We start from the raw sequence: 24,140 nt of genomic DNA, 5'->3' as shown, positions 1-24,140 counted from the left end.
CGATATTGGCACATTGGCACAAAACATAAATATGTCGGAGGGAAGAGATTATGACATCGACATTTTTTGGACTTAATATTGCAGCATCCGGACTTAGAGCCGCAAATGCAGCACTTAACACAACAGCAAACAACATATCGAATGTAAATACCGATGGATACAGCAGACAGAAGGTTAAGCAGGAAGCTTCCGATGCTATAAGAGTATTTGCCAAGTATGGCTGCGCAGGTGCCGGTGTTGATACTATCGCGATCGAGAGAGTACGTGACAGCTTCTATGATGCTAAGTTCAGAAATAACGAACAGCTGCTCGGAAACGTAAGCCAAAAGAACTATTACAACAAGCTGATCGAGCAGTATCTTGATGATGACGGAACGACCGGTTTCGCATCTCTTTTCACCAAGATGAGTTCTTCGCTTCAGTCGGTAATGACGGCAGCGGGAACGACAGAGTCAAAGAGCACGTTCATATCGCAGATGAAGAGTATAACTGAGTATTTTAACAATGCCTATACCAATCTTCAGGGCGCGCAGTCGGACGTAAATTCGGAGATAAAGCTCTGTGCCGACAGAGTTACGTCGATAGCTCAGGAAGTTGCTTCCATCAACAAGCAGATCAATATAATCGAGATGACGGGAACAATCGCAAACGAACTCAGGGATAAAAGAGATCTTTTGATAGACGATCTTTCCAAATTGGTCTCGGTTGAGGTAAAAGAGACTCCTATCGTTGATGATACGCAGCCTGACAGGGAAACCGGCGCTACACGTTACCAGATCTGGGTTGCCGGTGGATATGAGCTTGTTGATACTTACGACTTCAGACAGATGGTCTGCGTTTCAAGACCGTCGGACGGAGCTACAAACCAGAATGATATTGACGGACTTTACGATATTAAGTGGGGAAGTGCAAGCTATAAGGATGGCGATAATATAGCGGAACTTTCTGATTTTGCCATTGATTCAAAGCTTATCGGCGGAGAACTTCAGGGACTCCTTGCTATAAGGGACGGAAATAACGGTCATTACTTTAACGGAGACTGTACGTTTGTGGACGACGGTTCGCATCCTGTCAAGGTGACCGTAAAAGTCACCGACAAAAATCTTATGGATATGACTAAGTGTACGCTTCCAATTCAGGGCGCAATCCATATCGGTGATCAGGATTACAGATATGACAGCTGGGAATATGACGGAAAAGATACTTATACATTTACAATAGACGATGAAACGCTAAAGACTCTTCCCGATGCGAACAGAAAAGTTTCCGTCGGTAAATTTAACGATTATCAGGGAATTCCTTATTATCTCTCACAGATGAATGAGTGGATAAGACAGTTTTCGTCAGCTGTAAATGATATTATGACCACGGGATATCCTTCGGGTTCCGATGAGAAACCCGGACAATTCCTTCTTACCGGAGGAATCGATATGAATTCGGCAGCACAGTATTCATACGATCAGCTTACGGAAAAATCTGAGAATAAGGGATATTACATGCTTCGCGGAGGCAATTTTGAGGTGAATGGTGTTCTCCTTAAGGATGCAGGCAGACTTACGACAAGAGCCGACGTTACTGAGGGTGAATCAGAATTTGGAAATCTCACGAAATTAAGAGATATGTTTAACACGGCTAAGATATTCAGAGGAGCGACATCGGGAGAATTTCTTACCAAGGTACTTGGCGATGTGGCACTGAATTCAAGCAATTCAGGCACTCTTGAAAAGACTTATAGCGCGCTCGAAGTGACTATCAATAATCAGAGATGTTCAGATTCCGGCGTAGATGAAGATGAGGAAGCGGCAAACCTCGTTAAGTTCCAGAATGCATACAATCTTTCATCAAAGATGATACAGACACTCACTGAGATTTACGACAGACTTATACTCCAGACCGGAGTATGATAACAAACAGAAAGCTAAAGCAAGTTCAACCACGCTTTAGCTTTTTTCTTGATTGATATAAAGAAACAGGGCGTACCAGCCGATATTCATAGTGAACTAATATACAATAGCAAGATGCTGCACGGATGCGCATTATTTTTTGACTAAGGATGGTCTTTATACGGAGGTCTTTTTGCCATGCGTATCACGAATAAGATAATGCAGAATAATTCACTTTATAATATCAATAACAACAAGCTCACCGAGGATCAGCTCAATAACATGTTGGCAACGGGAAAGAAGATAACAAGACCTTCGGATGATCCCATTATCGCCATAAGAGCATTGCGCCTTCGAAGCAATGTGACTCAGCTCTCACAATATTATGAGAAGAATGCGAAAGATGCCGAAAGCTGGCTCGATGTAACAGCAGATGCTTTATCTACGGTTACATCGGTACTGACAGATACTGTAAAGCAGGCGACAAAGGGAGCAAACAAGGATCTTACGGTGGACGATCTTGATACGATAGTTGCTCAGATGGAGGCTCTTTCAAAAGAGTATTACGCAACAGGAAATGTTGATTATGCCGGAAGATATATCTTTACAGGCTACAGAACAGATACGTCGCTTACTTTTTCTGAGACGACAACTGCCGATTACACAGGTATAAATGATGAGTTTAACGCTATAGATGTATCATCTTCAAGCAGAGTGGCCGGAATGAGCAAGCTTGAGTCCACAAATCTTCTGGGACAGAGCGCAGAGGCTGCCGTAGAGGAAAGCAATATTGTAGAATACAACGTTGGCAAGATAAGACTTTCTTATGACAATCTTAATTACAGAAGCGGAGACAACGATTTCTCGGCTCCTTCGCTTAAGTGGAGAGAGAATCTCAAGCAGCCTGCGACAAGTTCGGTAAACGGAAATGTAGAACTTATAAATCTTACGTATACAACGGCGCTCGGAGCAACTCATCATGTATCGCTTCCGTCACCCAACGGACTTGAGGACGGTGAAGCATATACGATAACAAGTGAAGGAATTATATATAATGTCACAAGTAATCCCGACGGTTCTCATAGCATAAAGGCTACGGAAGGCGGCACGGAATATCAGTTTGGTATAGATAGGAACGGGGTTTACGATACATCTTTTCAGAGCTTCAATATCGAGTCGGGTACCGCTTCGACTGAGAGGGTTCAGAAGACAACACTTACATATACAAATGACGAGGGCAAAAGAGTAAGCTTTAAGCTTCCTTTGGTTGATGCAATCGGTCAGACTTACAACATGAAGCTTGAGTATGACGGAAAGATTGCAACGGCTGTAGTTAACAGCGACGGTACATATACCGTTACTGACGGAAGAGTCGTAAAAAATCCCGACGGAACAAACACAAAAAATATTATCAATGTTACCGCAAACGGAAGTGTGTATTCGTCATATAAAGAGACGATATTGGAAATACCTTCGTCAAACATGATCTTCACAACTACAAGCGAAGATGAAATTGACAGGGTATATAAGACCATTGATTCGACACCGAAAGGATCGGTTGCATATCTGAATGCGGCAACGGGAGAAGTTCTTTTGAATAAAGAACTGTCCGATAAGCTCGCTACACTGCCCAAGCTTATCAATGCCAATGCAATCGATGTTGTATATGACAAAAAAGAGTGGGACAGCGGAGACATAAGACCGCAGAACCTCTTCAACTGTACGTATACCGATGACAATGGCAAGAAAATACTTTATAATAAAGGCTCAGCACCGCACGACATCGCTTATGATGTGGGATTCGCACAATCGGTTGTTGTTAATACCACAGCTGATGCGGTTTTCACAACAAGTGTAAAAAGAGATATCGACGATCTTTCAAATGTGCTCGGAGCACTAAAGCAGATAAAATCCACTATGAAGACACTTGAAGAAAAACTGTCCGGCGCAGCCAAGGAATCTGCTGAATGGAAAAAAATCGACGCAGAGCTTTCCGCAGCCAAAAAGGCATATAACTACCAGAGAGAAAATATCCAGAAAGAGTTTGAGCACAAGCTTACATCTCTCCAGGGCGCTCTTGATATTGCGAACATAGCCGTTACCGACAACGGAACAAGATCCAAGAGACTTGACCTTGTAAATTCAAGACTTATGACACAGACAACGACATTCGAGTCACTTAAGTCTGAGAATGAGGATATCGATCTTGCCACTGCGGTTACGCAGCTTACATCTGCGCAGGTGACATATGAGGCAAGCCTTATGGCAACAGGTAAGATCAGCCAGACATCACTTATGAATTACATTTAATTCTTTCATATAGTATGGTAATTGTACGTTTTTACGTATATAATTAAATAGTGATAAATAACATTTTTTATCAGGATTATGGAGGTTACAGCATGAAATTAAACACTAGAATCTTTGGAGAGGTTGAGATTGAAGATAGTAAGATCATTTCTTTTCCAAATGGAATAATCGGTTTTCCTGATCTTAAGAGATTCACACTTATGCACGATGAGGAGCAGGGAACAAATACTATTAAGTGGTTGCAGTCAGTAGAGGAACCCGGATTTGCAATGCCTGTTATGGATCCGCTCTTTGTTTGCCCGGATTATCAGCCTATGGTAGATAAGGAAGCTGTAGCTGACATCGGAGATCTGCAGGATGAGGATATGCTCGTGCTTGTAACGGTTACGGTTCCGCATGATCTTAAGCAGATGACAGTAAACCTTAAGGGACCCTTCATCATCAATACAAAAGAGATGAAAGCTACCCAGACAATTATCGATAATGAGGAATATCCTGTAAAGTTCCCTATTTATGAGATTTTGCAGAACAACAAAGCAACTAAAGCATGATCATACCATAGGGAGGGAAAGGATATGTTAGCATTATCAAGAAAAAAGAACGAAGCTATCGTTATTAATAACAATATAGAGATTACTGTACTTGATATCAGAGGAGACCAGATTAAGATTGGAATCGCGGCTCCCAAGGATATCCCGATTTATAGAAAAGAAGTATATATCCAGATTCAGAATGAGAATAAAGAAGCAACAGATGTATCCGGAATCGAGGAACTCAAGAAATTGCTTTGATCGAAGTGAATTACAGCGGCTGCTACCGGAAATGGGGCAGCCGTTAGTTTTTGCGTAATACTTTTTATACATGGTACACAACGAGGGACGGAATGCGAATACTTTACTACTACTGGGATGAATTTAACGGCGAAGACTGCATGGATGCAATGAAAAGGCTTGGGCACGAAGTCGATGTCATCAAGTTTAAGCTGCATGGTTATAAACTTACAGATGAAGATGATGCCGGATTCAGAGCTCTTTTGACCAAGGAAGAAGCGGGCAAAAGATATTACGACATAGTCTACAGCTTTTGCTATTACCCGAGCATTTCCGAAGCATGTATGAAGTATGATACGCCATACGTGTCGTGGGTATTTGACTGTCCGCATTATACGCTTGATTCACATACCATAAAAAATCCGGTGAACAGAGTATATGTCTTTGACAGGGGAACCTACGAAGAGATGGTGGCCAAGGGAATAGAGACCGTTAAATACTCGCCTCTTGGAGTTAATGAAAAAAGACTGTCAGGATTTTGTAAGGAACTTGATGCGGAGACGGACGGAAGGATAGTATACTTGCACGATGTCTGTTTCTTGGGAAATCTATACGACAACGAATTTAATTTTTACGATCAGGTGGAGTATCTTCCGCCCGATCTTAAAGAATATATAGATACGGTGATAACTCTTCAGGAAAAGATATACGGTCATGACCTTTTTACAGATGAAAAGGCGATAACACCCGAGCATATAAAGAGGCTTCGCGAATATATCAGATTTGAAGATACGGGAAATTACGATCTTGATTATGACAGGGTTGTCCGTGATATGCTGCGAAAAAAAGTCACGGTCAACGAAAGAAGGCATATTCTTGAGAAGATGGGTGAGCGATTCGATACGGTTTTGTATACAATGCCTGATGCAAAGCCCATTGAAGGTGTCATCAATCTGGGGATTGCGGACTATTTGACCAAGATGCCGCAGGTGTTTAGGCGTAGCAAAGTTAACCTTAATATTACGCTACGGTCTATCATCTCGGGAGTTCCGCTTCGTGTGCTTGATGTTCTGGCAGCAGGCGGATTTCTTATCACCACATATCAGAAAGAAATCGATGAGTATTTTGAGAATGGAAAAGAGCTTGTGATAGCACATACGCCTGAAGAAATGATTGAGCTTACATCATATTATCTTGAGCATGAAGATGAGAGAAAGGCTATCGCGGAGAACGGACAGAAGAAGGTGTTTGAGAAATTTGCATATACGAAACTTCTACCGAAGATACTTGAAATATGATCGTAACGGACATAAAAGTCTTAAAAATTTCTAAAATTTACAATTTTCTTTTCCATATAACTAAAGAATAAAGTACATCGGCCGATATAATCAGTAAGAAATACTATGTTCATATCATTACAAAAAAAGCTTATAACGGAATGAGTTATAGACGCACGTAAATGTTGATATATACAGGTGATTCCTGATTCTGACATGGAGGTATGGGATTATGGGAATGGATGGAATTAACGGATTTGGCCCGCTTATTCAGCAGGTACAGCCACAGGTAAAAACACAGATTAATAATCAGAGCCAGGCTCAGAGTGAAGTTGTGGATTATGAAGCTAATGCTGCCGCACAGAATATGGATCTTACGGTTGAAGCAGCTGACAATGCCGCAGGCTCCAAGAATGAGTCATCTGCTCAGAATTTTGCAAGCAATCAAAATAAGAGAGCTGAGACAGAGGAGCAGATACAGGCAGATAACGCCAAGATCAAGAAGGCAATCTCGGAGATGACCAAGAAGGTTCAGTCCAATGCTGAAGCTGTTTTTGGTATACATGAGAAGACCAACAGAGTGACTATCAAGATGGTGGATAAGGAAACAAAGAAGGTTATAAAAGAGTTTCCGCCCGATGAGACTCTTGATATGATCGCCAAAGTCTGGGAAATTGCGGGAATACTTGTTGATGAGAAGAGGTAATCGGCAATATTCTAAGCGGCAGTAAATACATGAGTGAAAAGTAAGCCGTACAAAGCGGCTCTATCAGGAAAAGGATTTCCGATTATGTCTCACGGATTGAGAAAGGAGAAACATTATGCCTATCAGAATTACGGGAATGAACTCAGGTCTTGATACAGAGAGCATCATCACAGCTCTTACGCAGAAAAAGAAAGATAAAGTCGATACATATACGGGAGAGCAGAAGAAGCTTACCTGGAAACAGGATAAGTTAAAGGCTCTTAATAAAAAGGTCAATGATTTTTATAACGGCACTTTGACTTCCATGAAGTTTTCGTCTGCTTATTCCAAGAAGATAACAACGGCTTCAAATGCAAATGCCGTAACTGTAGTAACAGGCGAGTCTGCAATGAATGCCACTCAGACACTGGATGTTATAGGCCTTGCAAAGGCTGCATATCTGACAGGTGAGAAGGTTAAGGTAGGCGATAAAAACGCTTCCAAGACAACTACAATGGCAGAACTTGGTATCTTTTCCGAGGACAGTGATGAGTCTGAAACAAAGACGCTTAAATTTAAAATAGGCGGAGACGATCAGGACAATATCGAAGTTTCAATCGGAAAAAATGATACGATTGAGAGTGTTCTCAGTAAGCTTAAAAGCGCAGATTCTTCCAAAACACATACGAAGCTTGACTTTAACTATGATGAAGGTAACGGAAGATTTTATGTGGCATCCAAGGAGATGGGAAAAGCGGCATCATTCGAAGTTACCGAAGGCGATGCAATGTCAAAGCTTGGCTTTGTCGTAAATGCAGCGGGAACAAATTACATTAAAGGAAGCAGTGCCGAGATAGTTCTTAACGGAACAAAATATACTTCCGATTCAAATACCTTTGAGGTCAACGGACTTACGATTACCGTTAACGAGGAAGTCAAGGGAATAACTCTTTCTACTAAGCAGGATACAAGCGGTATTTATGATAACATCAAGAAGATGCTCAAAGAGTACAACGATCTTATGAAGGAGTTTTCTACTCTTTATAATGCCGATAAAGCAAAGAAGTACAAGATGCTTACCGACGATCAGAAAGAGGCGATGTCTGACAAAGAGGTTGAGGAGTGGGAAAAGAAAATCAAAGACGGAATCCTCAGCGGTGATGAGAACATCGGCAATGTAAGAAATGCTCTTAAAGATATCATGAGTAAGGCTTTTGAAGTAACATCGAAGGATGGCACTACAAGTAAGATTACTCTTGCGACATTTGGTATTGCGACGGGAAGTTATTTTTCGACAGATGAGAATGAGAGAGAGATGCTTCACATAGATGGTGACAAAGATGATACTGTAAGCAGCGGAAATCCGGACCTTCTGAGTGCAGCAATCTCAACGGATCCGGATATGGTTCAGAGCTTCTTTATGCAGTTATCAAGCACTCTTTCCGATAAGCTCTTTAATCTTATGAGGGGTACGGAATACAGAAGTATGTTTACTATCTATGAAGATAAGTTGATGGCTTCACAGTACAGTGCCTATACGACTAAGATCTCGGATGCGCAGAAAGCACTTGAGGCTGCACAGGATAAGTATTACAAGAAGTTTTCTACTATGGAGACGACTCTTTCAAAGATAAACAGCAACAGTTCTTCTCTGGCAGGCTTCTTTGGTGGAGGACAGTAATGGCATAAAAAACAATGACTGATGATTATACGGATATTTTTTTACAGAATGCGAGGGAACACATATGCCGGTAATGACAACTCAACAGAAAGCTTATGCTCAGTACAAAAATAATAAGGTTATGGGTGCAAGCGGCCCTGAACTTACACTTATGCTCTATGATGGAGCAATAAAGTTTCTTAATATCGCGGATTATGCGATTGAGAATAACGATGTGCCAAAGGCGCATGAAAACATTATGAAGACGGAGCGCATCATCGATTATCTCAGAAGCACTCTTGATATGAAGTATGCTGTTGCACAGGACTTTGAAAATATGTATTCTTATATAGGAAGAAGACTTGTCGAAGCCAATATTAGCAAAGACAGAGAGATAGTCGCTGAGGTCAATAAACATATGCATGCCATCAGGGACAACTGGGTAGAAGTCATGAAGGCGAACAACATCGCCGTTAAGGAGGCATAATAGATGTTATCTTCAAGTATGGATATGCTGGAAGAAAGTCTTATTAAGAAAATCGACATTATGTCGGAGATCGAGGCAGAGAATGAGAAACAAAAAGAGATTCTCTCCGATCCCGATAATGTTGATGAAAATGCATTTGACGATACCGTTGATAAAAAGAGTGAACTTATCGATAAACTTAGTTCTCTTGATGATGGATTTCAGTCTCTTTTTGACAGGGTAAAAGAAGAAGTTAATGCCAATAAAGACCAATACGCCGATCAGATCAGGCGTATGCAGTCACTTATTCAAGAGATTACCGCAAGGAGTGCTTCAATCGAAGCTGCGGAGCATCGAAATAAAAGGCTTGCCGAGAAATATTTCGATACGGCACGTCGCAAGATGAGCACCAGTAAGCAGACATCCGCTGCGGCATTTAATTACTACAGGACCATGAATAACTTTAAGGAAATCCCGCCGCAGTTTTTGGATAAGAAAAATTGAATTTTGTATAAGAATGATACAAAGAGGTCGCTGCCATATATCGGCAAGCGATCTCTTTTACTTTAGGAAAAAAACGAAAAAAGTCAAAAATAATTCATTATTGTATGTTTTTTTGAAAAAAATAAAAAAAAGGGTTAAGTAAACGGAATCACAGCCGATAATAATAGTGTAAAACAAAAAACAAGCAGCCATGGAAGGGAGTCCGCGTAAGCTGCACAATATTAAGGATGAAAAAAGGCAGCAGGGAAGCGGCCCCGTTCATGGAGGATTATAATATGGTAGTACAGCACAATATCACAGCGATGAACTCAAACAGACAGCTTGGAATCACAACAGATGTACAGGCAAAGTCAAGTGAGAAACTCTCATCAGGTTACAGAATCAACAGAGCAGCAGATGATGCAGCAGGACTTGCAATTTCAGAGAAGATGAGACGTCAGGTAAGAGGTCTTACACAGGCTTCTGCAAATGCACAGGACGGTATCTCGGCAGTACAGACAGCTGAAGGTGCGCTCAATGAAGTACATGATATGCTTCAGAGAATGAACGAACTTGCAGTTAAGGCATCTAATGACACTCTTCAGACTTCAGACCGTGATTACATCCAGAGAGAGATTAAAGCGCTTGTTGATGAGATTCATAGAACAGGTGCATCTACTCAGTTTAATGACACAAATCTTCTCGACGGATCATTCACAGGTAAGAAGCTTCAGGTTGGATCAGAGGCAAAAGATACCAATCAGATTGAAATCAGCATTGTTGCACTTACAGCAACAGGACTTTCAATTGACGGAACAAAGGTTAAAGTTACAGGTTCAAACGGCGTAAATGCAAGAAATTCCATTCAGGTAATCAAGGATGCACTTGAGCTTGTATCAAGCCAGAGAGCTGACCTCGGTGCCGTTCAGAACAGACTTGAGCATACAATCAAGAACCTTGATAACGTCGTTGAAAATACACAGGCAGCTGAATCACAGATCCGTGATACAGATATGGCTGAGGAGATGGTTAGATATTCCAACAACAATATCCTTGCTCAGGCAGGTCAGTCAATGCTTGCTCAGGCTAACCAGACAAACCAGGGTGTTCTCTCACTCCTTCAGTAAGATAAATATTAGAAAACATAACCCACTGATATATATAAACTCGCTCCGGATTCAACATCCGGAGCGAGCTTTATTTTTTATCTAAGGCGCGCAAAGAGTTGCAAAGCAACTCTTTGTTCTAGGCATTGAAAAAGCGTAGCATTTGACTTCAGCCAAATGCTACGCTATAAACTGCTCAATAAATTATTTCTTCTTACCGTTAACGGCATCCTTAAGAGCTTTGCCGGCCTTGAACTTAGGAACGGTAGCTGCAGGAATTTTAATAGCTGCGCCTGTCTGAGGATTCTTACCTGTTCTGGCAGCTCTCTTAGCTGTCTCGAAAGTACCAAATCCAACAAGCTGAACTTTGCCCTTTTTCTTAAGCTCCTTAGAAACTGTCTCTGTGAAAGCCTTTACAGCCTTCTCAGAATCTTTCTTAGAAAGACCGGTCTCTTTTGCAATAGCATCAACGAGTTCTGTCTTATTCATGATAATACCTCCCTCAAAATGAGTATTTTAACTACTAATCAAGATTTTACAATGTTTTTATGCGCCTTACAAGAGTTTTGAATCGAAAAAACGCCAAAAATTATAGTATTTTTTAGTGCATAATACTGAAAAGTCGCATGAATAAATGGTTTAAAATGAGCAAGGAGGAGCAAGGGCAGAATAATTGATGAAAGCAGAAACGGTAGATTATGTAATTCGCATATGTGTGCATGTTTATAAAGCTGTCAGGTTGACAGCAATAGGATTCGAGAATGAAACTGCAGAAGAATCTGATATGCCGCTAAGAGTTATGAGTTACGACGCAGCAGGCTACAGAGCACAGATTTCCAATGGAAGCGATAGACGTTACCCGGTTGTATCACTTGTGCTATACTATGGTTACAAGAAAAAATGGAGCAAGGCCAAAACATTATATGACAGACTGGAAGTTCCAGATGAACTTAAGAGATATGTCTTTGATTACGGCATGAATCTGTTTCAGATTGCGTATCTGGACGATGCTACCGTAGCAAAATTTAAGAGTGACTTTAGGTTTGTTGCAGATTATTTTGTGCAGATGCGCAAGACAGGAAGATATATCGCACCGGATGAGAAGATAACGCATGTTCAGGAAATGCTTAGCTTAATGAGTGCTTTAACGGATGATAATAGATTTTCGGATGTATATGAAGGTATAAAAGGAGAGGAGCGTGTCAGTATGTGTACAGTTCTTGATGAAATTGAAACAAGAGGAATAGAAAAAGGAATAAAAGAAGGAATAGAACAAGGTCGTGACAATACCTTGATATCTTTGGTACATGATGGTTTGCTGAGTATAGAGGTTGCAGCAGACAGAGCAGGAGTAACACTTGATGAGTTTAAGGCTATGATGAAGAAGGTATATTGACGACATGACTATAAGAGATCGCATATTTGATAAATTGCAGGAAATGAAAATGACACAGAAGGAATTTGCTAAACGTACAGGAATAGCAGAGAGTACGATAAGCGACTGGCGCAAGAAGAATACAAATCCTACTGCAGAGAAAATCATGATCATCTGTAAAGTTCTGGATGTTACGCCGCAGTGGCTTTTGTCCGGAATCGAATCACATGGCGACAGAGGAAATCCTTCTGAATGGTATGCGATTGATGCTTTGACAGAGAGCGGACAACTTATTAAAGCATTCAATTCAATGGATAAAGCTCAGCAATCAAGATTGCTTGGGTATGCAGAGGCGTTGACTAAAATGCCTGATTAACGATGATAATTTACGGCAAGATATCAATTCGTTTTGATATCTTGCCGTAAAATGTATAATATTGTCATATATAACACATGGAGAAAACATATGAGGGGACAGAAGCAAAAAAAGCGAAACATAAAACGCATAATCCATGCAAAGACCGGTGGTGTCTGCGCTAAGTGTGGCAAGATACTTCTGCTCGAAAAGACAACCATCGACCACCTCATTCCCAAGTACAGAGGAGGAACGGATGAGATTAGCAATTTGATTCCTATGTGCAAGCATTGTAACAAGCAGAAGGGATCGAGAATTGTAAAAAGAGATGAAGTGCCGTATCTTGATCCATTTTATAGTATAGGAAGATAGAAATAAAACTTGTTTGTACAATTTTAACAAACAAGTTAATATTTCCCTTCAATCAATTGTTTTTTACATTCGTCGCGTTCAGGTGCGCAAAGGTAATATTTTTCTATCGGAATCAGCTTGTTTAAGGCTTTTTCAGTTTTGAAAATATACTGAAATCCAAGCTTTGACGCTGATAATGAATGAAGAGCAACATCAGCGTTTATTTCACCATCAGTAAACTGTGCCATAACGTAGAACATCTTATTATCAGCGATTGGAGCAATAATTACGTCAGCAGTATTTATTTTATCTACGATATGCTTTATCTTTTCGCTATCCGAATAAGGACCAAGTGTTCCGCGATGATAGCAAATGGCGAGCATCCATTCCATAGAACAATCAAATTTGCAAATATCTAGTCCATCAAGGGAACATCTAAATGAATATACAGAGGACTTATCATTTTCAAAAACAAATGACAAAGCTTGATTATAGAGAGTGTCAAGTTACAAAATTTCTTACCCGCGGAGTCTACGAGTACGTAGATAAATACCGCGGGATTTCTTTATATAATCATTTGTCTGAGATTCCGTGTTCCTTGAGGAGCGCCTGGAGACGGTTCACTTCATCTTCCAGATCATCGATTATCGGCTGAAGTTCTTTCTTACCGTCTATAACCCCGGAGGCGTATTGCGTAGCCATCTGTTCTCTATAGCGGCGCTGACCCTCAAGAAGCTCTTTGGCTTGATTGTCATAATTAAGTTCGAAAATCATAGTTCCCACCTCCTCTATTGCGGGATTATCCTTTGCAAGTGCTTTAAAATCTTCCCAAGTCGTAGCTTTGAAAAGATTGGCCCAATATACAAGGTTATTATCAATATCTTTCTGTGTTGCCAGTCCTGTGTGGTTTAATTGTAGCACGTTTATTCCGATAATATCAGAGTACAATTTGTGATTTTTGACATTAAGAAACTGATATTTTGAATAAAACTCAGGGTCAGCGTTAGGAAGGAGATTCAGATCGGTGATACAGTAAAGAGTAGTAGGCTTGATCTGGGTATAATCTTCGCCATGGCCTATACAGTCATAGGCCATGCATAGATAAAGGATAGAGTGCTGAATCCACTTTTCTTCAAAATACATCTGCAGCTCAATATTCATGATTTCATTGCTATTCAGCGTAAGCTTGATATCCATGATTGTTTCCCTCACTGCGTTATTAAGGTCGATAGGATTTTCAACATGGATGTCTTTGACTTCAGACGGTGAGATACCCTTTAGGGCGCAGACAAGCCCTGTAAGGGCGCCTTTGGATTTCTGCATGACGTAGTGGAACATCATGTCGCTTTGCAGGGTGTACTCAATCTTACCTGTGGCAGTCTCGTAAGTCTGTCCCTGCTTTAAGTTTTTAGTTTTCATTAGAAAAAACCTCCTAGAAATAATAGATGGCATAAAGTCGTAGACGTCGGCAAGAATGACCGCATTACTTTATAGCGGTTAACCGACAAAGACTATTCTATCAAATAAATCTTAAGAAATACCGTCGAAATTTCTTAAGATTTTTTGTAGTGGAATTTTATCGAGATAAGAATCTTAAAATGAAATGAGCATGAATATGTTATATTGACATCTTATCATTTTTAAGATAGAATCCGCATAGTAGTATAAATTTATAGAAAGTGGTTTGTAGAAATGGGAACAAAAGATATTACAGAGAAAGCGCTTGAAGACTACAACGATGTATTTGCGGATATCGTTAATGTCCTGCTATTCGATGGCGCTGATTATGTGCGGCAGGAAGAGTTGACAGAAGGGAGTCCGTATAGCAACTATACGGAAAATGGTAAAATAAGAGATCAGGAGCGGGATATTTACAAGTATTGGAATAATAGCCGGATCAGGTTGGCAGCAATAGGATTCGAAAATGAAACTGCAGAAGAATCTGATATGCCGCTAAGGGTTATGAGTTACGACGCAGCAGGCTACAGAGCACAGATTTCCAATGGAAGCGATAGACGTTACCCGGTTGTATCACTTGTGCTATACTATGGTTACAAGAAAAAATGGAGCAAGGCCAAAACATTATATGACAGACTGGAAGTTCCTGATAAACTGAAGAGATATGTTTTTGATTACGGCATAAATCTGTTTCAGATTGCGTATCTGGACGATGCTACCGTAGCAAAATTTAAGAGTGACTTTAGGTTTGTTGCAGATTATTTTGTGCAGATGCGCAAGACAGGAAGATATATCGCACCGGATGAGAAGATAACGCATGTTCAGGAAATGCTTAGCTTAATGAGTGCATTAACGGATGATAATAGATTTTCGGATGTATATGAAGGTATAAAAGGAAAGGAGCGTGTCAGTATGTGTACAGTTCTTGATGAGATTGAAACAAGGGGAATAGAGAAAGGTCGTGACAATACTTTAATATCTTTGGTGCACGATGGTTTGCTGAGCATAGAGGTTGCAGCAGACAGAGCAGGAGTAACACTTGATGAGTTTAAGGCTATGATGAAAAAGGTATATGGCTGATGGAATAAACATTGTATTGTGTGATGATTGTGTTTTTGCAGCAATATGCTATATAAAAATATCTTTCCCGCGGAGTCTACAAGTACGTAGATTCCGCGGGATTTTCTGTTTGCAACCATTAATGGAGGAAGCGTGTCAGTACACTACCTTTTAGTCAAATATAAAAAAACTATAAAATCATACGCAATACTATAAATATCTCAATACAATTTTCCGATATGTGAATTAGTAAATCCTTTATTGGTGCGTTATATCGGACACACCATAGCGGATGTTACGTAAAAAGTTGTATTCTGTGCATTTATTGACGCTATGACGTGCAATTTTGTATAATCAGAATACTTTAAACTACATGATTTTCAAGGGTAAAAAAGTCCTTGTACGGCCCGGATTATGAAATAGGAATCCAAGACTTGATGCTGATGACTTGATGAGCAACTTATTAACATGGACTGAATGGGTTCATAGGATTCAGACTAATAAGTAGTCAGAAAGTGCGGGTGGTTAGTATGATAACTCGCAGAAAGAAAGTCAAATCTGAAAGTTCGGATTTGCAAAGGGCACGAGAACGACCTCCGTAAGTATTGCATAAACAGTGTCTATAGTTGGCGTCTTATCTCCGGAAATAGATATGGAATGCAATTCGGAGAAGACATAAATACATTAGAATGAGGAGAGAACATATGGCAAAACAGCAAGATACAAATACGAGTAAAAGCCGCGTAATAGGCATTTGCGTAGCAGTTGTGATGGCTGCGCTGGTTGGAGTTATTGTTTATCTGCTGGTTACCAGAACAACTGGGATCAAGGAAGAACCCAGAAATGTTGTTGTTACTCAGAATAATGTGGAGAAGGTGCTGGATAATCTCGAGAAGATGGAAGAAATTGAATCGGTAGCACCGGGATATTATACGGTTACCATGAATCCTACATGGCATTTTAAGACAGGATCTGAAGCATCCTATGATGCTGTGGTAAAAAATGTCGAAGCCAATACCAACGACGTGTTCTTTGATATTGTGCTTGAAGAGGATGAAAATAAGGTACTATATAAATCTCCGGTTATACCCAGAGGAGGCGAACTAAAGGATATAGCTCTTGAAGAGCAGTTATCTGCAGGAACGTATCCTTGCGTTGTTATCTACCATTTGATTGATGAGGACCAGAACACACTCAGTACCTTGAGAGTTACCTTAAGTATCATAGTTGAAGGGTAATTCTTAAAAGAAACAAATCGGTGAAGGCAAGGAGGAATTCACATGAGCGCAAAGAGAATTAGAAAATTATTAACAGTTGTACTTACAACATCAATGGTATTAGGATGCACAATTACTGCATTTGCAGATACTACAATTGATGGTAAGGGTGATTATGAAGGTGGAGCAATACAGTATCCGGTAATGTCCATTACTCTTCCAACTATTGGTGAACATGATTACGATTATATCGCAGATCCTAATGGATTGATTGCAGCAACATCTGCGGCACATTATGGTGGAGCTACTTTTAACGGAACAACCGGAGTGTTTTTTAAGACTGTAGATGCAGATGGAGATACTAAAGCTACTTATACAGATAAGAGTAAAGCTTTTACTGTAACAAGTCAGAATGCACGCGATGTTGATGTCACTGTTAAACTCGAGCAGAAAACAGCCGGAAGTGATATAATAGAGTATTCAAATAGTGCTACATTTGAAAACACAGATAAAGCCAATAAGTTATATCTTGCTGTTACAGATGGAGCAGCACAGGATCCTAAGACAGCAGCTCTTAGTTCAGCAGCTGCAGCAACATTAACCACAACAGTTCCGGGTATACCTGCGAATTATGAGAAAAAGTGGGATCAAGATAAGGGTTATGAATATGAAGTGAAAACACAGAATCTTGCAGATTGGAATACATGTTCATATAATCTTGCAGGTGCTCTTAATAAGAATGCTACATGGGAAGATGGTGTAAATTTCCCTGTAATTAAGGTTACATGGTCATATGCAGAGCATAAAGATGGTCCGTCAGCATCACCTGTGTCAATGAGCACAGCAGTTAAATCTGCAACAATAAGTGGTGTTGCTAGTGAGGCTACATTAAAATCTGCCAAGGTTATAAAGGTTGATGATAGTGCGGTTGTACTTACTGTAAGCACACAGTATACATATACTAACAATGTATTTGCAATTGTGACAGGAAAAGAAGTTCTTCTTGATGCAACTAAATATAAGAAGTTTATCTTAACATATAGCGATAATACTGTTGTTGAAATTCCTATTGTGGCAGCAGATTAAGCAGGATAATGTAGAGATAAATTTATGTAGCTTGTAATATTGCATAATTTTAAGACACACCTGCTATATGAAATGAATTTAATGTTTATTTCATAGGCAGGTGTGATTTTTTTGAAAGAAAAGGAAGTTGGGGATAAATGAAAACACTTACTGCATATGATATATTGAATATAGATGGGGCAATTTATTATGTGTGCAATGAATTTAACGCATTGATTAAATATGAAAATACGGATCAGCATGAATTAGTAAGCGATATCCCTGATGAGGGCATATATGCACAAGCACTGGTTTCGCAGATTTTTTGTGTTGATAAACGTATTATACTAATACCTTTGAATGCAAAAAAAATATGGATTTATCATTTGGAGCAGAAGATGTGGAAAGGTATAGAAATTGAAAATCCAGATTGTGATTATAAGTTTTTGAAGGCAGTTAAGTTTGAAAATAAGATCTACTTGCTTCCTAGTAGATATAGAAAAATTGTCGTATTGGATGTTGTATCAAATGAAATAGAGTATATAGATATACGAAAAGGTATGGATAATAAAATAGGAGGAGTATATTTCAGAAATGATATTGTGATACATGGAAGCATTATATATGCAGCGTATTGTAGTGGGGGATATGTTTTTAAGTTTGATATGTCAAATTTAAAATATGAATGGATAGAAATTGTACCAGAAAGCGATGGATTTTCTGGAATTGCTTATGCTGAAGACAAGTTTTGGCTTTCTGCAAGAAATGATAGTAGAAAAATTTATGTTTGGGATGGAAATGCAATTTGCAAAGAAATAATTATTGAGAGTGAAAAAAAAGCATATTCTAGAGGAATATATATTATCGATAAAAAAATATATGTAAAAAAAGAAAATAAAACATTAGTTATAGATATTAATGATTTAAATAAGATTAGTGAAAGGAATGTTTCATATATTTATGTTAAGAAAACCAAAGAAGGTGAAGAATATCTTACATATGATGGTGAGTATATATGCTGCTTGGAAGAAATGACTAAATCTGTCAAATTGGTAATAGAAGAAAAAGATAGAGAAAAATTTATTAAAGAGAGAATAACGACTAGGGATGCTGAATATTTTATGAATAGAGGAATTGTTCAAGAAAAAAGAGATTTTGATCTTTCAGACTTTTTGATTCTTATGTCATAAAAATGGAGAATTATTAAATGGAATCAGAGTATTTGAAACAAACAAATATTATAGCTACATATGCTGGTTATTATAGAGATGAAATTGCACTAAAGGCATCTTCCTCAGGAGGGGTTGTGTCCGCTATTTCTGAAATTATATTACGTAAGGGTGGAATAGTATATGGAGCAACTTATTCAGAAGATTTTTACTCGGCTCATTATTTGCGTGTGGAGGAGTGCTCAGCATTAACAAAATTAAAAGGCAGTAAATATGTTTATGTAAAAAAACAAGTGTATTTAGATGGTGAGTGGAAATCTGTATACGAAGCGGTTTGTGAGGACGTAGCTATTGGAAGAACGGTTCTTTTTATAGGTTTAAGTTGTGATGTGGCTGCAGTGAAAAGAATATGTCAGAATAAAAATATTGAAAATGATGGATTATATACTATTGAACTATTATGTGATGGTGTTACTAATGAAAATGTTCATGAGGAGTATATAAGAAAAATTGAGGATATACATAAGTCAAAAGTAGTTGATTTTACTGTCAGAAATAAGAGAGATGGTTGGACGCCATTATATATATGTGCAAAGTTACAAGATGGCAGCGAACATATAATTCCTTTTTATAATTCTGCTTATGGCTATGCATTCAATTTTTACAAGAAAAAAGCGTGTTATAGATGTGTATTAAAAGGGAAGAATCGCTATGCAGATATGACTGTTGGAGATTTTTGGGGATGTGAGCCCGAAATGAAAGAGTATAACGAGGATGGTGTTTCTATAATATATGTTCAGACAGATAGAGGGAAACATTTATTAGAAAAGGTTATTGATGTGAATTTTATGTTGATGGAAACAGATGCTGAGTATGCATTACGCCATAGTCCCAGATATTTCAATTCACATCCTGAAAATAAAAAATGGAATGAATTTGATCGAGATATAAGAAAAATAGGGCTTTGGGACGCAGTTAGAAAACAATCTAAAGTTTATATGCCTGCTTGTATGAGGTGCATGGAGGATAAGCAAGTTGTATTATGGGGGGCAGGATATTGCTTTCATAAGCTGGCTCCTTATGTTATGGAACGAATAAAAGTAAAATATGTAGTGGATAGTAATCCTGAGAAATGGGATAAAATTACTGAATATGGAATAATGTGTAAGGCACCTGAAACGGTAGTAGAAAATGATGTTTTTGTACTTATTATGGTTGAGAATACTGCTGTGGTATGCCAAATAATTAATAAACTAATTGATATGGGGAAAACTAGTTTTGATTATATAGATAACTGGATAATTAACACTCTCTGAAGGAAGGGCATATTATATTGAAAATTGTAATTACAAATAATTCAATTATGTATAATCGTGGATCTGAAGCGGTAATTAGAGGCGTTGCATTTATATGTAGATTTTGGCATCCGGAAGCGAGAATTGTAATTTCTAATGGCAACTATGGTGAAGTTTTAAAAGATATTTCAGATGCTGATGTTATTTTGCCGAAATATGATGCTTCAGGTACTATTAGTTACTTGTTAGATGAGGTCAGAAATGCTGATGTGGTACTTGTTACAGGGGCAGATAATTATGATTATGGGTATGACAATACTCATATGATTCATGTTAACAATGAAATATTTAAAAATACAAAAGCAAGAACTATATTATATGATTGTTCGCTTCTGCCAGAACATTTGATGACTTCAGAATTTGAGGATATAAATAGATTTTCGGTAATAACAGCTAGAGAGAAACGTACGGCGAATTTGTTTAAGGAGAAATTTGGTATGGAAAAGTCATACTATTATCCTGATCCGGCATTTGTTTTACCAATAGAAAAATGCAGTTTGCCATATGGGTTTGAATTTGGAAATACTATAGGCATAAATATTAGCAATTTGATAATGGGGAAAAGAGTAGGTAATTCTGAGGAGATTGTTTTAGCTAATTATAGAAATGTTATTAATTATATATTACGTGAAACCACATTTAATGTTCTTATTATTCAACATGTTATGAATAATGGTTTTGATTTAGAGGCTGCACGAAAATTGTATATAGGATTTGAGGGAGAAACTCGAGTTTCTATTATGGAATCGGAATTATTGAATTCAATGCAGATAAAATATATTATTTCAAAACTTAGATTATTACTTACGGCAAGAACACATGCATCAATTGCAGCCTATTCAACAAACGTTCCTACACTTGTTGTAGGATATTCAGTGAAATCAATTGGTATTGCAGAGGATATATTTGGAGAAAGTGAGCCTTATGTGATAAATGTTAGAAAACTGAATGATGATCTTGATTTGACAAAGAAATTTAAATATTTTTTGGACAATGAGCAATCAATAAAAAAGCATCTTATAAAGAAGATGCCTGTTTATAAAAAGAAAGCATTAGATTTTGGTGAAGTATTAGATGAATGCTGAGTATGAAAAAGGATAAGTTGAGAATAGAGGTGCTGGGTGACTTGTAATAGCTATTTTGAAGTACGTGAAGGTAAGGCAACTGCGACATTTATTGGACGAAGCGTCATTCGTGATTACTTGTGCTATGTACTTGGAAATGGGATTCAGATGAACGTTTCTGATTCTGTAGAGGATGATAGTAATACTGATTTTTATATAGTCGATGATATCACAGAGGATAATCATATTGAAAAATCATCAGATGACAGGATTATTATGCTCTCTGATTTTATAGATGTACTAAATGATGTACATATTCCCAATGATAGACCTGTTGCGCTTTGGGGCGGAGGAATTGAGCTTGATAAACAAATAGGAACAATAATGAAGTATTGTAGCCCTAAAGTCATTATCGATCAATCTAAGGAAGGTGAGTATTTAGGCATTCCATTTGTTCGGAAAGAGCAAATTGATATCGGTGATTTCTTTATTATCGTTACAACAACAAAGTATGCGGGAGAAATAAGTAGTTTTCTTGTTAAGAGTGGAAGAAAAGAAGGGGAAGATTTTATATTGGGAGCTAACCCCGCTTTTCTTAATAATAATGCTCAATTGTTTAGAAGGGCAATTACAGCTGAACCATTAAAAAGAGTAGCATGTAGGAGACCGTTTACTTATTTGAATGTAGGTGTAAGCGGTTTATTAACGCATTGTTGCTATGAATGGTTACCTATTTTTGTTGGAAATGTATTAAATAATTCAGAAAATGCTTATGATACTATAACATCAAGAATAATACGGGTATCATTTATGAATCAGAGTTATGCTTTTTGCAATACAGTATGTTGTCCGTTTATGTCTAATACAAGAGATATGTTGTGCTTAGAAGACAAAAATGTAGTGGATGATGAGTTGTATATGCATGATCAGAACATTGTTGATGTGGATGTTGCATTTGACAATACTTGTAATCTGTTCTGCGAATCATGTCGGGATAAGTATATTATTGATAATTCTGATGGAAATATCCAAATAGCAGAAAAGATATCTGAAAGTCTTTTACCGAAGGTGCACAGGCTTACGGTTGCCGGAAATGGAGAGGTATTCTTAAGTAAGGCATACGCCAGGATTTTTGATAAAACATATCCCAATACTGTTCTTACCATTCTGTCGAATGGAAATATATTTACCGAAGATAAATGGAAAATGATAGATGGAAAATTTAAGGATATAATTTTGATGTTTTCTGTTGATGCCGCAACTAAAGAAACATATGAGAAAGTCAGGCGTGGAGGAAGATGGGAAAATGTTATGAGAGGGCTTTCTCTTGCTTCTAAACTTAAAAAAGAAGGAAAAGTCAGTAAATTTATAATAAGGTTTGTGGTTAGCAATAGAAATTATATAGAAATGCCTGATTTTGTAAAACTTGGAAGTAAACTTGGATGTGATATCGTGGATTTCTCAAGAATTGAAAATTGGGGAACATTTTCAGAAAGTGAATTTGAAGAGGTTTCTATGTTTAATGGTGATGAGCCCAAAGAAGAAATGAAAAAAGTTTTGTCGCTTCCTGAAATGAGAAATGAGATTGTGCATTATACAAATATAGTTGCCGGAAATACATAATAAGAGTGAATATTGTTGTGGGTAGCGATCATGGTGAGATTACAAAATATTTCTTATGATGAATATGTAAGGAAGTATAGTGATTATCGTGTTATTTTAATTGGCGCTGGTGGAACATTTAGAAATTTTATTCAATTCCATCAGGATAAATTTTTTTTACTGAATAATATTGATTATATATTGGATAATGATAAAAAAATTGAAGGCAACGAAGTGCAGATATTAGATAGACATATAAAGATACGATATCTGCCTGCTTTTTCTGAAAAAAATGTTGCTGAAAGATATGTGGTATTTATTCTTGTTGCAGATAAGTACGTTGTAGATGTGGCGGAACAACTTGACGGAATGGATTTATTTGAAAATATGCCATGTATATATGGAATAGGTACATTTCGTTGGGGATATTCATACTTTCCTTCGCCTAAATATCGAGCAGAAATTGATACTGAAAGTTGTGATAATGAAATAATACCCAGAATTATACATTATTGCTGGTTTGGAGAAAAAGATATTCCGCAAAAAGATATTAGATGCATTGAAAGTTTTGGTAAGTACCATCCGGATTATCAGATAATCAAGTGGAGTGAAAAGAACTTTGATATAGAGAATGCTCCGAGATATGTGAGGGATGCGTATAAAAGAAAAAAATATGCTTTTGTATCAGATTATGTGAGATTATGGGCGGTGTATGAACATGGTGGAATATATCTTGATACTGATGTGGAGTTGTTTGGGAAACTTGATTTTATTCTTAAATACAGAATGATGTTTGCATATATGGAGTATGGCGAGTTAGCAACGGGATTAGGCTTTGCGGCTGAAAAGGGGGCACAAGAGTTAAAAGAAATGCTTGATATGTATGAAAACATCCCGTTTGTATATGATGATGGAACACTCAATCTTACTCCATGTCCTAGGTATACAAATGAATACTTTAGGCATAAAGGCTTTTATCTTGATAATTCGCTTGATGTTGTAGATGATATTTTATTTTTATCAAGTGATTATTTGTGTCCTTTAACACCGGTTGAATGTGAGGATGGTAGTTACCAGTTGGCGCAGCTTACACTTACGGATCGAACAGTAGGAATTCATTGGTGTAATAATTCTTGGAAGGATCAGGATGAGATAGGAATATTTGAAAGAGAAAAGAGTCTCAGAGAAAAAATAAATAGTAGGCTTTTTGCGGACTGGAAAAGAACGAGGGGATAAAAAGGATGAAAAAAGTCGGTATACTCACGCTGTACTACAAGACCTATAATTTCGGAGCACAGCTTCAAGCATATGCACTGCAAAAATATATAGAAAAACAGGGTTATATGTGCGAGATTATAAGGTTTAAATGGAGCAATGAAGAAACGATTGCGGGATATGAGAATGCCAAGATTGATCAAGCTAAGTTTGCG

General features: G+C 38.0%; 24 protein-coding genes and 1 pseudogene. 22 read left to right on the top strand and 3 right to left on the bottom strand.

From position 1 onward, the window contains the following. The first annotated feature begins 50 nt into the window (after positions 1-50). The 10 genes from BLP87_RS04930 to BLP87_RS04885 all read left to right on the top strand — a co-directional run bounded on the left by BLP87_RS04930 (position 51) and on the right by BLP87_RS04885 (position 10,661). Positions 51-1,904 (top strand): flagellar hook-associated protein FlgK, encoded by a 1,854-nt coding sequence (locus BLP87_RS04930; RefSeq protein ID WP_074461717.1) that lies wholly within the window; start codon positions 51-53, stop codon positions 1,902-1,904. Positions 1,905-2,081: 177 nt separating this feature from the next. After that, positions 2,082-4,193 carry a flagellin N-terminal helical domain-containing protein gene (locus BLP87_RS04925; protein WP_074461716.1) on the top strand — a complete coding sequence of 704 codons (2,112 nt, stop codon included), beginning with the start codon at positions 2,082-2,084 and terminating at the stop codon, positions 4,191-4,193. A gap of 92 nt (positions 4,194-4,285) precedes the next feature. Beyond that, on the top strand, positions 4,286-4,744 hold the full coding sequence (fliW, locus tag BLP87_RS04920) for a flagellar assembly protein FliW (protein ID WP_074461715.1): 459 nt from the start codon (positions 4,286-4,288) through the stop codon (positions 4,742-4,744). A 24-nt stretch (positions 4,745-4,768) separates the two neighbouring features. Then, positions 4,769-4,984: a carbon storage regulator CsrA gene (csrA, locus tag BLP87_RS04915; RefSeq protein WP_026656710.1), complete on the top strand. Its 216-nt coding sequence runs from the start codon at positions 4,769-4,771 to the stop codon at positions 4,982-4,984. Positions 4,985-5,076: 92 nt separating this feature from the next. Next, positions 5,077-6,261, top strand: coding sequence for a CgeB family protein (locus BLP87_RS04910; protein ID WP_074461714.1), 1,185 nt, complete (start codon positions 5,077-5,079; stop codon positions 6,259-6,261). Positions 6,262-6,472: 211 nt separating this feature from the next. After that, positions 6,473-6,946, top strand: coding sequence for a flagellar protein FlaG (locus tag BLP87_RS04905; protein ID WP_074461713.1), 474 nt, complete (start codon positions 6,473-6,475; stop codon positions 6,944-6,946). A 115-nt stretch (positions 6,947-7,061) separates the two neighbouring features. Next, complete coding sequence (gene fliD, locus BLP87_RS04900) at positions 7,062-8,606, top strand: flagellar filament capping protein FliD (RefSeq protein ID WP_074461712.1); 1,545 nt, start codon at positions 7,062-7,064, stop codon at positions 8,604-8,606. Between the two features lie 64 nt (positions 8,607-8,670). Beyond that, positions 8,671-9,072, top strand: a complete 402-nt coding sequence (gene fliS, locus BLP87_RS04895; protein WP_242871814.1) for a flagellar export chaperone FliS — start codon at positions 8,671-8,673, stop codon at positions 9,070-9,072. Between the two features lie 3 nt (positions 9,073-9,075). Beyond that, positions 9,076-9,555: a flagellar export chaperone FlgN gene (flgN, locus tag BLP87_RS04890; RefSeq protein ID WP_074461711.1), complete on the top strand. Its 480-nt coding sequence runs from the start codon at positions 9,076-9,078 to the stop codon at positions 9,553-9,555. A gap of 275 nt (positions 9,556-9,830) precedes the next feature. Continuing rightward, positions 9,831-10,661 (top strand): flagellin N-terminal helical domain-containing protein, encoded by an 831-nt coding sequence (locus BLP87_RS04885; RefSeq protein WP_074461710.1) that lies wholly within the window; start codon positions 9,831-9,833, stop codon positions 10,659-10,661. A 183-nt stretch (positions 10,662-10,844) separates the two neighbouring features. Here the strand turns inward: BLP87_RS04885 and BLP87_RS04880 are convergent, their stop codons facing one another. After that, complete coding sequence (locus BLP87_RS04880) at positions 10,845-11,129, bottom strand: HU family DNA-binding protein (protein ID WP_026513843.1); 285 nt, start codon at positions 11,127-11,129, stop codon at positions 10,845-10,847. Positions 11,130-11,316: 187 nt separating this feature from the next. Between BLP87_RS04880 and BLP87_RS04875 the strand changes: the two genes are divergently transcribed. From BLP87_RS04875 to BLP87_RS04865, 3 genes are all read left to right on the top strand, one after another. Further along, on the top strand, positions 11,317-12,036 hold the full coding sequence (locus BLP87_RS04875) for an Rpn family recombination-promoting nuclease/putative transposase (protein ID WP_074461709.1): 720 nt from the start codon (positions 11,317-11,319) through the stop codon (positions 12,034-12,036). 4 nt (positions 12,037-12,040) lie between these two features. Next, on the top strand, positions 12,041-12,391 hold the full coding sequence (locus BLP87_RS04870; RefSeq protein ID WP_074461708.1) for a helix-turn-helix domain-containing protein: 351 nt from the start codon (positions 12,041-12,043) through the stop codon (positions 12,389-12,391). A gap of 90 nt (positions 12,392-12,481) precedes the next feature. Further along, on the top strand, positions 12,482-12,742 hold the full coding sequence (locus BLP87_RS04865) for an HNH endonuclease (RefSeq protein WP_051199161.1): 261 nt from the start codon (positions 12,482-12,484) through the stop codon (positions 12,740-12,742). A gap of 35 nt (positions 12,743-12,777) precedes the next feature. On the opposite strand, the gene BLP87_RS04860 is transcribed toward BLP87_RS04865, so the two are convergent. Together BLP87_RS04860 and BLP87_RS04855 are read right to left on the bottom strand one after the other, a co-directional pair. Beyond that, the gene (locus BLP87_RS04860) at positions 12,778-13,203 is read right to left on the bottom strand and encodes a DUF3990 domain-containing protein (RefSeq protein ID WP_074461707.1); all 426 of its coding nucleotides are present in this window, start codon (positions 13,201-13,203) and stop codon (positions 12,778-12,780) included. A gap of 91 nt (positions 13,204-13,294) precedes the next feature. Next, entirely contained in the window at positions 13,295-14,140 is an 846-nt protein-coding gene (locus tag BLP87_RS04855) for a PD-(D/E)XK nuclease family transposase (protein WP_074461706.1), read from the bottom strand. A gap of 273 nt (positions 14,141-14,413) precedes the next feature. On the opposite strand from BLP87_RS04855, the gene BLP87_RS04850 reads away from it, so the two are divergent. From BLP87_RS04850 to BLP87_RS04810, 9 genes and pseudogenes are all read left to right on the top strand, one after another. Then, complete coding sequence (locus BLP87_RS04850) at positions 14,414-15,259, top strand: Rpn family recombination-promoting nuclease/putative transposase (RefSeq protein WP_074461705.1); 846 nt, start codon at positions 14,414-14,416, stop codon at positions 15,257-15,259. Positions 15,260-15,942: 683 nt separating this feature from the next. Beyond that, positions 15,943-16,476 carry a hypothetical protein gene (locus BLP87_RS04845; RefSeq protein ID WP_074461704.1) on the top strand — a complete coding sequence of 178 codons (534 nt, stop codon included), beginning with the start codon at positions 15,943-15,945 and terminating at the stop codon, positions 16,474-16,476. Between the two features lie 42 nt (positions 16,477-16,518). After that, the gene (locus tag BLP87_RS04840) at positions 16,519-17,541 is read left to right on the top strand and encodes a hypothetical protein (RefSeq protein ID WP_074461703.1); all 1,023 of its coding nucleotides are present in this window, start codon (positions 16,519-16,521) and stop codon (positions 17,539-17,541) included. Between the two features lie 137 nt (positions 17,542-17,678). Next, positions 17,679-18,710 (top strand): hypothetical protein, encoded by a 1,032-nt coding sequence (locus BLP87_RS04835; RefSeq protein WP_074461702.1) that lies wholly within the window; start codon positions 17,679-17,681, stop codon positions 18,708-18,710. 17 nt (positions 18,711-18,727) lie between these two features. After that, positions 18,728-20,005, top strand: a complete 1,278-nt coding sequence (locus BLP87_RS04830) for a Coenzyme F420 hydrogenase/dehydrogenase, beta subunit C-terminal domain (RefSeq protein ID WP_074461701.1) — start codon at positions 18,728-18,730, stop codon at positions 20,003-20,005. A 17-nt stretch (positions 20,006-20,022) separates the two neighbouring features. After that, positions 20,023-21,129, top strand: coding sequence for a polysaccharide pyruvyl transferase family protein (locus BLP87_RS04825; protein WP_074461700.1), 1,107 nt, complete (start codon positions 20,023-20,025; stop codon positions 21,127-21,129). 147 nt (positions 21,130-21,276) lie between these two features. Continuing rightward, positions 21,277-22,731 (top strand): hypothetical protein, encoded by a 1,455-nt coding sequence (locus tag BLP87_RS04820; protein WP_143002091.1) that lies wholly within the window; start codon positions 21,277-21,279, stop codon positions 22,729-22,731. A 30-nt stretch (positions 22,732-22,761) separates the two neighbouring features. Then, positions 22,762-23,946 (top strand): glycosyltransferase family 32 protein, encoded by a 1,185-nt coding sequence (locus BLP87_RS04815; RefSeq protein WP_083334483.1) that lies wholly within the window; start codon positions 22,762-22,764, stop codon positions 23,944-23,946. Between the two features lie 5 nt (positions 23,947-23,951). Then, positions 23,952-24,140 (top strand): annotated as a pseudogene (locus BLP87_RS04810) (hypothetical protein); the annotation flags it as partial.

This window comes from Butyrivibrio hungatei (genome assembly GCF_900101605.1).
GTDB classification, from domain to species: Bacteria; Bacillota; Clostridia; order Lachnospirales; family Lachnospiraceae; genus Butyrivibrio; species Butyrivibrio hungatei_B.
Note: the sequence above shows the minus strand (reverse complement) of the source record. Positions and strands in the feature narration are given on the sequence as shown.